Raw genomic sequence first — 13,502 nt, forward strand, 5'->3', positions numbered from 1 at the left:
CAATAACGAGAATTATGTAAATAAGCTGTCCATATGGGCAGCTTTATTTTATGTTTCCGCATAGCGTAGGTTATTTTGAAAAATGCTGGTGGTATCCCTCCCTATACAGCTACTCATAATTTTTGTACTGTGTAACTCAAAAGAGAAAGTTAAATAAAATTAATTATAGCAAGGGATTCAGTGATAGGATCAGTTACACACAATATAAGATAAGGGTAAGTCAATTATTTATATGTTAATATTATGCTATAAACAAGAAAGTGGTGGTTGTGATGAGGGAAAGATGTCCGGTTTGTCAAAACTCTATTGAGGAACCCCAATTAGTAGGAGTGGGAGGGGGACGTGCAGAGCAATATAAATGTGAGAATTGTGGCACATTTTCCATGATTGAAGAAGCGAGAATCGAATTAAATGTAGAGCAGAAGAGAAAACTTTCTGCAATTTTAAGAAAGAGAAACATTAGAGGGATGGGAAAAATAATGATTTTTCTTAATCGACCAGATGAAAATCTTTCAGAATTTCCGTATCCTATTTATCTTTTAGCGGATCTATTAAGTGAATATCCAGATAGTGCTTCTGATAGATTGGATGAGTCATTAATAAACTTAGCTAAATTGTCAAAATTTCCAGGTGACCCATTATATATTCGTGAATCAGATAAATCTCTATTTTTTGTACAGAGTGTTCATTTGTTGGAAATGAAATATATAGCGAACCAATTATTTCAGGACGAATTAATTGAGATATCTAAGCTATCTGCAGCAGATTTTCCTGCACATATTACAGTTACAGCAAAAGGGTGGAATCGTATTGCAGAATTAGAAAAGGGAAGAGAAGCGGATACTAAGCAGGTGTTTGTCGCTATGTCGTTTAGTCCAAAAACGGATAGTCTATATAAGAATGCAATTGCAACGGCTGTAAAAGAAGCAGGTTATGAGCCTATTCGAATTGATAAAGTGGAACACAATAACAAAATTGATGATGAGATTATAGTTAAAATAAGACAAAGTAAATTTGTAATTGCAGATTTTACTGAACATAGAGGTGACGTCTATTTTGAAGCCGGCTATGCAATGGGACTTGGTAAACCTGTAATATGGACTTGCAGGGAAAATGACTTAGCAAATCTGCATTTTGATACTAGACAATATAGCCATATTGTTTGGAAAGATGAGAGGGAATTAAAAGATTCATTATTTAATAGAATAAGAGCTACAATAAATTAAAGAAAGGTGGCAGAGTCGTGACCGCTTTTTTGCAGTAAATGTGCCGGTCGTTTTGGAGTTAACGTGATATATTTGTATTGTGAGAAGTGGCCGAAAACATTGCCCATAAAATTCCTCTGAAAATGGATCTTCATAACTGGTGGCGATGGTTGCAGACTGGATGAATGGTTGTTCTTCATTTCACATTCAATTGCAATTTACGTTGTATAAACGGAGAAGGGGTTTTGCTCTTCTTTTAGTTACTTAATATTGCTGAAACAGATAAATGTAAATAAGATTAGGTGATTGGAAGAAGAATAAAACTTCATTTACCATAATTGAAATGCAAATGTAATACTTAATGAAAAAGCATCCATTCGGGTGCTTTTTATTTTGGAGGGATGAAGGATGGATAAAGCCAAATTAACTAAACCAGCACAAGCGGTTATAATTGGTACATTCATTTCAATGTTAGGACGGGATCTTGTAAATGAACGTATCGATAAAAAGAAATTAGAAAGTGTTATTCCAATCTTTAATGAGTTGGAAGATATACAACGCCAAAGTAAAAAATTCGATAACTGGGTGTTCAGATTTTGTTGTACCGGTCATTATTAATACAATAGAAATAATAAAAAAGATAACGGTAGGACGACCATATTGTTTTGCTTTTCCATTTTTCTTAAAGAATGAAAAGGATACATAAGATTAAAAGATTAAAAGCAACTAGAAATAATACGCCACCAATATTACTCAAAATAGCCATTTTCATACTTCCATTTGCAAGATTTTCTCTATTGATTATATAGGAACTTATTGGATAATACACGTTTTATATTCATTTCGAAAATTAATATTTTTAATAGATATATATAAACGATTAATGTGTATATAAAGAAAAATAGATATATTTCCTATTACTTTTTTAAAGAGATTTCATAAATTATAGTATATCGATTGAAAGGAGGAGATTTGAATGGAATTTCAATTGTTAGTGAATTGTATATTACAAGAAGGTAATGCGTACTTTTTAGTAACGAAGGTAGACGATGTAATTACGTTAAAAGTACCGATTACAGCAGGAGTAGCAGCACTATTTTTAGCTTTTGGTGTACCAAGATGTTCTTAATTTAAATCTCTATAGTAGAAAGAGGAGGACAAGCCTCCTCTTTCTACTATTACATAATTATTTTATGTAAACTATAATGGTGTTTTATATTAGCACGTTTAAAATGGACATGCATATACTATAATGTTTCATTGGCGTATGTGATGAACGATAGTTTTGATAAGTGATATTCTTTTAAGTTATGAAAATAAAAGAGGTGCTATTATATATGAAAAGAAGAACATTAGATATTCCAGTTACATTGCGAAGAGAGTGGTTTTTAATAGAGTTAGCTCATTTAACGAAAAAATATGGAATTGAAATTGCAACTAGCAAAATGGAAGCCGCACCATTTTTAAGGGATCAAGTTACGGAATCAAAAATAGGAGCAGGGCTACAATACGATAAATATGATGATGAGTATATAATTGAAATGTAAGTAATACATGGCACAAAAAGAAATGCTTAATAATACTAGTCTTTTAAAAGAGTAACACTGATAAGGAATTACGTTATAAAAAATTATAAAATAAAGCAGATTCTATATATAGAATCTGCTTTATTATGAAATATTTTTAATTAACTAGCCTCTTTCTAATATTTTTCCTACATATTTCTCTTGAGTTATTCCAAAAGATTCACGAAGAATGCGAGCATATTCTTTAGAACCTATTGGTCGTTTATTTTTTGTGCCTTTAAAGGTTTCTGTATAATTTTTTTTCGTTAATGATATGTGACCGTAATCAGTTAATTTACAAGTGATAGCCCCTTTATTAAAAGGCGATTCGTTATGCTCTACAATTACTTTTTGAATGTTATTCACTTTTTTCTCATCTATTGGATCTATAGTGAAAGCATAGCCTATTTTCCATTCATTTGAAGGTTCAGATTGTAAGAAACTTGTAGATTCGCCGTTTGCCCCTTTTCGCATTTCTAAAATATGTGTACCTTTTCGGGTATTTCGTTTGTAAATTCGATATTCTCCCGTTTGAGAAGATATGACTTCGCCATTAAAAGGGACTGGATGTAAAGGGAGGTGAGATGCAAAACCTGCATCCACAATATAATCTGTATGATCATGACTTAAAATGATAATGACATGACCATCATCAGGTTTCCATTTATTATCGTAAAGATCGTATACAGTACCAGCTACTTTGTATACTTGAAACCCACAATCAATTAAAAAGTAATACAATAAGGAATTTAATTCATAACAAAGACCGCCTCGTTTTTGAATAAGTAACTTTTCTACTAAGTTATTTTTTGAAATGTTTTTAATAGTACCAGCCATAATATCAAGATTTTCATAGGGGAAAATCATTCCCATTTTTAAGAGGACTTCATCTAAATCATCAAATGTTAGTTCTTTTGCGGGAATTTTTAATCGTTTAAAAAACTCCTTTTGTAAATTGGTCATCATAAAGCATTCTCCTTTCTTTTTACAGAATTTTCTTCTGCTCACTGATAGGTTAGTACTTCTAAAAACTTAATTCAAGTCTGCGGAAATTATCATAATATATGTTTCTGGAAATATGATTGTATATTTTGAAATTTCAGTTAAATATTTAGTCATAGGAAAGTCTTACAATACAATCTCCTTTTAAATTCGTTTGTATGTAATGAAAAGAAAATACATATCTTCATTATGTTTTTAAATAACTAATTAGTAATAAAATGTTTTTTTACTAAAATTTTTTCAAGATTTGTATGCTTTATATAAACAATCATGATTTGAAAAACATCTGGATGTAGCGAAGTTAACAATTATTGAGAAATTTTTTTGTCGTGTTTACTCAAAAGGAAGAGATGGAAACGAAGAGAATAACGTGAGTTAAGGAAGAGGGTGTACGAGTAATCACCTGAATATAGGGCTAACATCTTTTTCAAATAAAAAGATTAGCTATTATTAAGGGAGAAAATATAAATTATTACAAAGAGCACCTTCTTTCAAAAAAAGTGGGGGGAGTAACATGCGATTAATGAGAAGATGTGTTGCCTTACTAATTATATTATTTATCATGGCTCCATCGATTAGCACAAATGTAAGGGCAGAAGTTGTAAAAGAGCTTGGAAAGGGGTTTCCTGATACAGAAGTATTTACACCTGGCGATTGGTTTTTAGGACAAAAACCAACTAATTATGATGAGAATAAGCCTCCAATTCTCTTTGTACAAGGCAGAAATGGTAATGCGGATAGTTGGTATGGAAAGACTGTATATCACGATATAAATGATATGTATGACTATGCTTTGAAAGCGGGATATCAAACGGTATTTATTCAACTATATGATGCGGCAGGGAAAGGATCGGCTAGTCAGTGGGACAACGGAAAATTGTTAGCACAAAAACTGGAAGAAATATATAATCATTTCGGTAAAAAGGTTACTATTGTAGCGCATAGTAAAGGTGGTATAGATACACAAGCGGCATTAGTTGGATATGGTGCGAATCGATTTGTTGGGAATGTTATTACACTTGCGACACCACATCACGGCTCAAATTTAGCGGATTTATCATATAGTTGGTGGGCAGGTTGGCTTGCTTCTATATTAGGTCAAAAAGATGATGGTACGTACGCGTTACAAATAGGGGAAATGGCAAAATTTCGTTCAATGATAGATAATAATCCAGCAGTTAAATTAAACCGTTACTATACGGCTACTGGGACTAGCTGGGGACCAGTATTTTCTGCGTTATCTATGGGCGGATTATATTTGTCATCGTACGGCTCGAATGATGGATTAGTAAATGAATGGAGTGCTAAGCTACCATATGGCACACATTTATTTACAGATTCCAAATTTGATCATGACAATATACGAAAAGGATCAGCTGTTTTCGCACGAATTGAACCATATTTACGTACTGCAAGTGTAGGCGTGCCAGCGTTAGTAGCACCAAGTAATAGTTCAGAAGAAAATATAGAGCAATTAAATACAACTTCTAATCAAAATATTTTAGGGGGAGAATTGCCACAAAATCAGTGGATAGAGCAAACTGTGGCGGTTGATAAAAAGGCAGAAGGAATAGTTTCTGTATTAACAGCCGCTTCTGATGTAGAAATACAACTAATATCTCCAAAAGGAAAAGTGTATACAAATAAAGATAGTACGATAACTACTGGTGAAGGTGAATCTTTCTTTAATGGGGCAACAATTAGTACATTTAAATTTGACAAAATGGACGTAGGAGAATGGAGAGTTAAAATGATGGCGAAGCAGTCGAAAGATGCATACTTAATTGTAAGCGATCACAAAAGTGGCGCGCCATTCGTTCTTCAAATGCCAACAAAAGTCAAAATAAACAAATCAGAGTATAAACTGAAAAAATCACCTGCGGCACCTGAAATGAAAGGAGATCTTTCCATAACAGTAAGAGTTGTTAATAAAGAAGGGAAGCTAGTCTCTGAATTTAATGAATTACAAAATGTTAATACAAATACATTTACAGGTGCTTTGAAGGACATAAAGCAACCAGGGGTATATAACGTTACGATGGATATAAAAGGGATAAATAAAGAAGGAAAACCTTATAATCGTACGATTGTTAAGTCGGTTTATGTGGAGAAGTAAGAGTGAATAGATTTTGATATGAAAATTGCCGAAACCTTGTGTTAGAAGGGGACGGCAATTTTTTATGTTTATTAGGTTAACAGAATAATGAAATAGGGGTTTACGTTCTATAAAAGAGATGATAGGAAGCGGAAAAAACAAAACTTTATAAAAAAAGATGCTGAAATAGCATCTAAATCTGATGGAGTATTATTAACTTAGTTTTGTAACTGTTAATTCAACTGAGTTTATTCCATTATCACAAGTTACAATGCTTTGATTATTAAAACCACTATTATTTTTAAGTTGAAGATATTCGTTATTTAATGAAGTATTCATTTGAAGAGCGAAATCACCTTGACTATTAGCAAGTGGATTGTTATTTAAAAATATAGTTATGACTGGAATATGTGGAAATACTGGATTTAAAGTAGTGTTAATACTTGAAATGAAAGAAACTCTATAGTCACCAGCTTGACTAAAATGTATAGTGGTCGGATTTAGTAAAGAAACTCCTCCTGCTTTTGGCCCAGCGTGATTGAATGGGAAAGAACCACCAAAAGGAACGGTTATAAACTCAGTTTGCCAGAAAGTACCGTAAGCTGGCTTTGATGGTTTATGTGAATCGTGGCAGGAACATCTTTTATACGAGTTTGAAGAACGATAGTATGAACCCAATATATTACCTGATGATTAATAAATGTAAGATACATAGTAGTATATGTAAATGAACTGAAGTTCTAAATAAATTGAAGTATTGATGAAACGCTTATTATACGAATTGCACCTGAAAAAGTAGCATTGTTATTTTTTGGTGCGATAATGTTGTCGTTTAGCGAATTGCTCCTATTTAAACGTTTGTATATTAGAGTCTTTATTCGTTACTTTTTATTTGTGCAGTTGGGCAGGAAGAAGACGAAAGGTATCGAATTCATTTACATAGGAAGCATTGTTTGCTTTTGGTGTGAATAATAGTTAAAGATACGTTGAAATATTTAAAACTGTAATGAAAGAGCTATTAAATAATAGAGGGAGCAACTTACATGGAAAATATATTAAAGGTATCTTCAAAATCAAGTCCAAATTCAGTTGCAGGTGCAATAGCAGGTGTACTAAGAGCAAATGGCAATGTGGAAATCCAAGTAATTGGGGCAGGTTCTTTAAATCAAGCAATTAAAGCAATTGCGATTGCAAGAGGATTTGTTGCTCCAAGTGGTGTTGATTTGGCTTTTGTTCCAGCATTTCAAGAGATTTCTATCAATAATCAAGAAAGAACAGCAATTAAATTAATTGTAGGTCCTAGAAAGAGAAGATCCTAATAGAGTGCCTTTATAGGATGTGATTTGAAAAGTGCGATAGAAATCGTCCTTTTCTTTTTTTATTTATATTTTAAAGTTGAATTTTTAGTAATAAGCATTAGTGTAGTTAATAAAAAGTGTCGCAAATGCTTGTATGACAGGCACTTGTGACACTTTTGTAGTTTTATATAATATAAAATGAACAATTCTAAAACTGCTCATTCTTCTCCCAAGATTCAACGATATAATGAGCAATTGTTGGGTTATATCCTTTTCCAACTAAAAACATAATCGCAGCGACTTCTGTTAAAGCGTGTTTATGTGAAGTCTGTTTCGCTTCATTTAAACCATAATCTACCCAAGGTTTTACGAAATCTAATACAGGTTTCTTTAAAGGTAAAAATTGTGTACCGACAACTTGTTGAATTTGTTGTTGAGTCGGTTCTGTAATAGGCCCAGGTGGTAAAATTTGTGGTTGTGTAATATCTAAAGTCGGACCTGGTGGTAAAATTTGTGGTTGCGTTGGATCAATTGTTGGTGGTTTAGGTGGTGAGACACGTGCGTCGTAGTTGGGTTGATACATTTGTTGTTGGTATTGTGGTTGTTGTGGCTGAGTTACATACGGATTTTGTTGTTCTTGAGTTTGCGGTGCTGCATATGGATTTTGAGGATATTCATAATTTGGACGTGTGTCATATGGATTTTGTTGTTCTTGAGTTTGCGGTGCTGCATATGGATTTTGAGGATATTCATAATTTGGACGTGTGTCGTATGGATTTTGTTGTTCTTGAGCTTGCGGTGTAGCGTATGGATTTTGTTCGTATTGTTGTTCTGGCTGTTGTAATTCTTGTTCCTCATATTGTTCTGTATATCTTTGTTCCGGTTGCTGAGGGTAAAATGGTTGTTGTGGATAAGGTGGTTGATTATTATAGAACATGTTTATTCCTCCTTCATGATGATGCCTACCACCTAGTGTATGGGCGGACAAGAAAATATGTGATGAAAAAAGGCGGGCGTGTTACAATAAGAAACTGGGTGAAGATAAAATGACAAAACAAGAAAAGATTAAAAAAACAATTACTTTTGTAAAAAATATTTTAGAAAAAGATGCGAGTGGGCATGATTGGTATCATATTGAGCGCGTACATAAACTGGCGATTTCTTTATCCGAGCAAGAAGGAGGAAATCGTTTTATAATTGAAATGGCAGCATTACTTCACGATGTGGCAGATGAAAAGTTAAATGAAAGTGAAGAAGCAGGAATGAAAAAAGTTTCTGATTGGTTAGAAGAGTTACATGTAGATGAGGAAGAAAGTAAACATATTCTTCATATCATCGCCAATATGTCTTATAAGGGTGGGCATGGCGGCGCAGTTGAGTCAGTTGAAGGGAAAATTGTTCAAGATGCAGACCGTTTAGATGCCCTTGGAGCAATTGGGATTGCACGTACTTTTGCATATGGCGGAGCGAAAGGGAGATTAATGTATGATCCAACAATTCCGCCGCGTGAAGTAATGACGAAAGAAGAGTATAGAAAAAATAACGATCCATCTTTAAATCATTTTTATGAAAAACTTTTAAAATTAAAAGACTTAATGAATACGAACGCAGCAAAACAAGAAGCTGAAGTTCGTCATCGTTATATGGAACAGTTTATAGAACAATTTATGAAAGAGTGGAATGCACAAATATGAAAATGTTAACTGTGGAGAACTTATCGAAATCATACGGAGAAAAACCGTTATTTGATGGATTATCATGTAGTATTACAGAAGGACAACGTGTTGGAATTATTGGTGTAAACGGTACTGGTAAATCAACATTATTAAAAATTATTTCAGGGTTAGAAACTCCTGATACAGGTGAAATGACGCATTCACGTGGATATACCATTAGTTATTTATCACAGCAACCAGAGTTTGATGAAAAACTAACAGTATTAGAGCAAGTGTTCCATGGTGATACACCTTTAATTCGTCTTCTTCGTGATTATGAAAAAGCACTATTAAATATTGAAAAAGATCCAAGTAATGAAAAAGTACAGGAACAATTATTTGCAGTGCAGCAACGTATGGATGCAATGAGTGCATGGGAAGCAAATGCAAATGCGAAATCTCTTCTAACGAAATTAGGAATTACAGATTTCACTGCAACTGTTGGGAATTTATCTGGTGGACAGAAAAAACGTATCGCAATGGCACAATGTTTTATTGAAACACCTGATTTATTAATTTTAGACGAGCCTACGAACCATCTTGACCATGAGACAGTTGAATGGTTAGAAGAATATTTAGCAAGATATACAGGGGCGGTATTACTTGTAACCCATGATCGTTATTTCTTAGATCGTGTGACGAATCGTATTTTTGAATTAGATAATGGTAAACTATATAGCTACGAAGGAAACTATAGTACATTTTTAGAAGCGAAAGCACTTCGTGAAGAGCAAGAATTGGCACAAGAATCCAAACGCCAAAATTTATATCGTCGTGAACTTGCTTGGATTCGCCGTGGTGCAAAAGCCCGTTCTACGAAACAAAAGGCGCGTATTCAGCGTTTTGATGAGTTAAAGGAACAAGAAGGGCCAGCTGCAAAACAGTCAGTTGATATTGCACTAAGTGGAAGTCGTTTAGGAAAGAAAGTACTTGAGTTAAAAGATGTAACGAAAAAATTTGGCGATAAGACGGTATTACATAATTTTAATCATATTGTGAAACCAGGCGATCGTATCGGAATTATTGGGGCGAATGGAAGCGGGAAATCTTCTCTATTAAATATGCTTGCAGGCAAGTTATCTCCTGATAGTGGTGAAGTTGAAGTAGGACAAACTGTAAAAGTTGCTTATTATACGCAAGAAAATGAAGAGATGAATTTAAATCAGCGTATGATTGAATACATTAAAGAGATTGCAGAAGTTATTCATACAACAGATGGAAAAGTAATTGGTGCATCTCAAATGTTAGAACGTTTCTTATTCCCGACACATTCACATGGTACACCGCTTGGTAAACTATCTGGTGGTGAAAGAAGACGTTTATATTTATTACGTATTTTAATGGGGGAACCAAACGTACTATTACTTGATGAACCTACGAATGATCTAGATACACAAACATTAACAGTACTAGAAGATTATTTAGAAGATTTCCCAGGTGTCGTTTTAACTGTATCGCATGACCGTTACTTCTTAGATAAAGTAGTAGATGAACTGTTCATCTTTACTGGCGGAGGAGAAGTGCGTGAGTTCCTAGGTAGTTATACAGATTATTTAGAAATGGAAAAAACGAAAGAACTTATTGAAAAAGCGGAAGTTCAAAAAGAGAAAAAAGTAGTAGAAGCAGCTCCAAAACAACAACGTAAACGTAAACTTTCATACAATGAGCAGCGTGAATGGGAAACAATTGAAGATACAATTGCCGAACTAGAAGAGAAAATTGAGTCAATTGGAGAAGAACTTGCGAAAGTTGGATCTGACTTCACAAAGGCACAAGAATTATCTGAAGCACAGCAGAAAACAGAAGAAGAGCTAGAAAAAACGATGGAAAGATGGAGTGAACTATCAGATATCGTTGAAGGATTAAAATAAAAACAAGCTGCATATATTGAAAAGTAAAGAGAAAAACTTTACACTATTGGTAGAACCTATTTTAGGAGGGAAAAAATGAGAACATCTAATCCAATGTTGAAAAAAGAGGCATTTCGTAAAGAGGGAGCAAGCGCTTCTGCGATGACTATTGGCGGAACAGTAGGCAAAACGTTTATCATGCTTATCTTGCTACTTGCAACGTCTGTCTATTCATACATACAGATGATGCAGGGTACGATGAAAATGCCAGTGTTAATTGGTGCATTAGTAATTGCGGCAATCATCGCATTTGCATCTATCTTCTTCCCGCGAATGGCACCAATTGGGGCGCCAATTTATGCGGCGGTAGAAGGAGTTGTATTAGGAAGTATTTCAGCAGTTTATACAATGAAATTTGGCGATTCTATCGTTTTAAACGCTGTATTACTTACAATTTCAATTCTATTTGCAATGTTAGTTTTATATGCAACACGCGTTGTAAAGGTAACTGATAAATTCCGTACGGGTGTAATTGCAGCGACAATGGGAATTATGGTTATGTATTTAATCGTATTCTTATTAAATATGTTCGGTGTAACTGTTCCATATATTCACCAGGGCGGTACAATCGGTATTATCATTAGTGCGGTTGTTATTGTAGTTGCTGCATTAAATTTATTACTAGATTTCGATTTAATCGAAAGCGGTGCACGTAGCCAAGCTCCAAAATATATGGAATGGTACAGTGCAATGGGTCTAATGATGACTCTAGTATGGTTATACTTAGAAATTCTTCGTTTCGTTTCTTACTTTACGAAAAATGACTAATGAAAAAATCCTGCATGAAATGTGCAGGATTTTTTTATTTTCAAAGATAAATTGAATGAATGGTATAATGTGGATGTTAGAAGTTTGAATGGAAGGGGATGGAATATGATGAAAGAGAAGAAAGGGATTATGAAAAAACTATTTTCTAAAAGTTTTTTCATAGAACTAGATGATGCTTTAACATATCCGGCAGCAGAATGCATTATTTCAGCCATTGAAGGGTATGCAACTGAATGTAATGAACTACTAAAATTTGAGAGTAAAGTTAAACCGATTACATTCTACTTAGACGATGCATTGTTTAGCGCTGAAATAAAGATGGCTCGAGGAGGGTATTACATCTCTTACAGTGAAGTATAATATATCTTGAAACCTTACATGTTCAAAATATGTAGGGTTTCTTTTTTGCTTTTTTATATGTAAAGTAATACTTTTTACTTTAGAAATATATAATTTTATCCTTTTTACCCTTCACACATTTTTCTTTACAATAAAGAAAAACATGCGAGGTGGTATAACTTATGATGAATCGAGTTGTATTAATCGGTAGATTGACAAAGGATCCAGAATTATACTACACAAAACAAGGCGTCGCTTATGCACGAATATGTGTTGCAGTGAATAGAGGATTTCGAAATAGTTTAGGTGAACAACAAGCAGATTTTATAAATTGTGTCGTTTGGCGAAGAGCAGCTGAAAATGTAACAAAATACTGTACGAAGGGATCACTTGTTGGAATTACAGGGCGTATTCATACGAATAATTACGATGATGAGAAAGGAAAGAAAATATATAGAACTGAAGTTGTGATTGAGAGTATTACCTTTTTGGAGAGAAGGAGGGAGGGGGCATCGTAATAAAAGGGGATTTTAAGTAATAGCTTCGGAAAAATTTTGTGGAAAGTATTTTAATAAAGTTAAAGAAGGGGTACCGTCAGCAATTTTGAAGAAAAACAAGCTAACGAAAATTATAAATTTAAAATCTTTTATACTGAATATTGAAAGATTCCTCTGGAAATGGTTACTCATTGAATTGGGATTATTAGATTTGTATTATTCCACATTTTTCACGGTACTTGTTAATCTTTTGAATCATTGATTTATTAATATTGAAGATAATTATGTGCATATTAATCACATAATTTGTCCCTATCAAAATGAACTTTTCTTGCATCTACTATATTGTTAAAAATATTTTATTTTGAAAGGATGTGATTATATGGCTCATAAATCTACTGGGGTTTTTCGAGTTCCGGTTTCTGAGAATGGTATTATTCCAACTGCTCTCAATATTATGTTAAACAATGATTCACGCTGCCATACTAGTAATGTGACGGTAATTGTTAAGAGAAGTCCAAACACTTTTTTCCCAACGCAAAATGAATTAGTTGAAATCTCTCGTACTATTGTTTCTTTAGGACCAAACAGAACATCTAAGATTGTGTTGTTTACTCCAGAATTCCATATAGAAGATTTTCTTGATGTCATCATTAGAGGAAATAAAGATGATGTTGAGGATGTTCTTGTGTATTCTTTCTTAGCAGACTCAGAAGGTCACAATCTTCCATCTACTGTTTTCAGGAATGAAGAATATACTTTTGCTTGCTAACACCATGATGATGTATATCATATACAAATATATTTGACATAATGTGAAATTATCGGTAACAAAAAAAGGCGAACCCCTTAATCTCATAAAGGGTTCGCCTTTTTTCTTTCTATCACTCTAAACAATTCCATTAATTCATCTTTCGGAACATTCACAATCAAAATGTCTTCAGAAATCAATTCTCCACCAACAAGTCCCTCAGAGCGCATTCGTATGAACGTTTTTATATATAAATCGTTCTTCTTTTTTAGTAGTATCCTCCAGAGCTGTATTTATTAACTGCACTTCACTTTAAAATGAATGATCTAACTAGGATATAGATACCTCTTTTTATGT

15 protein-coding genes and 1 pseudogene are annotated in these 13,502 nt (G+C 33.5%); 12 read left to right on the forward strand and 4 right to left on the reverse strand.

From position 1 onward, the window contains the following. Positions 1–272: 272 nt before the first annotated feature. On the forward strand, positions 273–1,226 hold the full coding sequence (locus tag JDS95_RS08785) for a nucleoside 2-deoxyribosyltransferase (protein WP_001209144.1): 954 nt from the start codon (positions 273–275) through the stop codon (positions 1,224–1,226). Between the two features lie 387 nt (positions 1,227–1,613). Beyond that, positions 1,614–1,823: a hypothetical protein gene (locus JDS95_RS08790; RefSeq protein WP_000356390.1), complete on the forward strand. Its 210-nt coding sequence runs from the start codon at positions 1,614–1,616 to the stop codon at positions 1,821–1,823. On the opposite strand, the pseudogene JDS95_RS31070 reads toward JDS95_RS08790, so the two are convergent. Further along, positions 1,743–1,971, reverse strand: a pseudogene (locus tag JDS95_RS31070) (excalibur calcium-binding domain-containing protein); the annotation flags it as partial. The gene JDS95_RS08790 and the pseudogene JDS95_RS31070 sit on opposite strands and share 81 nt — an antisense overlap. A 210-nt stretch (positions 1,972–2,181) precedes the next feature. On the opposite strand from JDS95_RS31070, the gene exsG reads away from it, so the two are divergent. Beyond that, entirely contained in the window at positions 2,182–2,334 is a 153-nt protein-coding gene (gene exsG / locus JDS95_RS08795; RefSeq protein ID WP_000395673.1) for an exosporium protein ExsG, read from the forward strand. A gap of 208 nt (positions 2,335–2,542) precedes the next feature. Then, complete coding sequence (locus tag JDS95_RS08800) at positions 2,543–2,752, forward strand: hypothetical protein (RefSeq protein ID WP_000830259.1); 210 nt, start codon at positions 2,543–2,545, stop codon at positions 2,750–2,752. A 144-nt stretch (positions 2,753–2,896) separates the two neighbouring features. Here the strand turns inward: JDS95_RS08800 and JDS95_RS08805 are convergent, their stop codons facing one another. After that, a complete protein-coding gene (locus JDS95_RS08805) occupies positions 2,897–3,736 on the reverse strand; it encodes an arylamine N-acetyltransferase family protein (protein WP_000988914.1) in 840 nt (279 codons plus the stop codon). 550 nt (positions 3,737–4,286) lie between these two features. Here JDS95_RS08805 and JDS95_RS08810 point away from each other — a divergent pair. Then, entirely contained in the window at positions 4,287–5,888 is a 1,602-nt protein-coding gene (locus JDS95_RS08810) for an esterase/lipase family protein (protein ID WP_001238679.1), read from the forward strand. A 192-nt stretch (positions 5,889–6,080) separates the two neighbouring features. On the opposite strand, the gene JDS95_RS08815 is transcribed toward JDS95_RS08810, so the two are convergent. Next, positions 6,081–6,545 (reverse strand): preprotein translocase, encoded by a 465-nt coding sequence (locus JDS95_RS08815; protein ID WP_199690405.1) that lies wholly within the window; start codon positions 6,543–6,545, stop codon positions 6,081–6,083. 365 nt (positions 6,546–6,910) lie between these two features. Here JDS95_RS08815 and JDS95_RS08820 point away from each other — a divergent pair, with 365 nt between their 5' ends. After that, positions 6,911–7,186: a stage V sporulation protein S gene (locus JDS95_RS08820; RefSeq protein ID WP_000427795.1), complete on the forward strand. Its 276-nt coding sequence runs from the start codon at positions 6,911–6,913 to the stop codon at positions 7,184–7,186. A gap of 187 nt (positions 7,187–7,373) precedes the next feature. Here the strand turns inward: JDS95_RS08820 and JDS95_RS08825 are convergent, their stop codons facing one another. Beyond that, positions 7,374–8,102, reverse strand: a complete 729-nt coding sequence (locus JDS95_RS08825) for a hypothetical protein (RefSeq protein ID WP_085449871.1) — start codon at positions 8,100–8,102, stop codon at positions 7,374–7,376. A 109-nt stretch (positions 8,103–8,211) separates the two neighbouring features. On the opposite strand from JDS95_RS08825, the gene JDS95_RS08830 reads away from it, so the two are divergent. From JDS95_RS08830 to JDS95_RS08855, 6 genes are all read left to right on the forward strand, one after another. Beyond that, positions 8,212–8,859, forward strand: coding sequence for an HD domain-containing protein (locus tag JDS95_RS08830; protein WP_000165952.1), 648 nt, complete (start codon positions 8,212–8,214; stop codon positions 8,857–8,859). Further along, a complete protein-coding gene (locus JDS95_RS08835; RefSeq protein WP_000783190.1) occupies positions 8,856–10,751 on the forward strand; it encodes an ABC-F family ATP-binding cassette domain-containing protein in 1,896 nt (631 codons plus the stop codon). The genes JDS95_RS08830 and JDS95_RS08835 overlap by 4 nt, the downstream gene beginning before the upstream one ends. Positions 10,752–10,826: 75 nt before the next feature. Next, entirely contained in the window at positions 10,827–11,558 is a 732-nt protein-coding gene (locus JDS95_RS08840; RefSeq protein WP_001260657.1) for a Bax inhibitor-1/YccA family protein, read from the forward strand. Positions 11,559–11,663: 105 nt separating this feature from the next. Beyond that, positions 11,664–11,918: a DUF4318 domain-containing protein gene (locus JDS95_RS08845; RefSeq protein WP_000975117.1), complete on the forward strand. Its 255-nt coding sequence runs from the start codon at positions 11,664–11,666 to the stop codon at positions 11,916–11,918. Positions 11,919–12,079: 161 nt separating this feature from the next. Next, complete coding sequence (locus JDS95_RS08850) at positions 12,080–12,415, forward strand: single-stranded DNA-binding protein (RefSeq protein WP_000982003.1); 336 nt, start codon at positions 12,080–12,082, stop codon at positions 12,413–12,415. 361 nt (positions 12,416–12,776) lie between these two features. After that, positions 12,777–13,166: a hypothetical protein gene (locus tag JDS95_RS08855; protein ID WP_000940649.1), complete on the forward strand. Its 390-nt coding sequence runs from the start codon at positions 12,777–12,779 to the stop codon at positions 13,164–13,166. Positions 13,167–13,502 lie beyond the last annotated feature (336 nt).

The sequence above is a fragment of the Bacillus cereus group sp. N24 genome, from assembly GCF_016483345.1.
GTDB classification, from domain to species: Bacteria; Bacillota; Bacilli; order Bacillales; family Bacillaceae_G; genus Bacillus_A; species Bacillus_A toyonensis.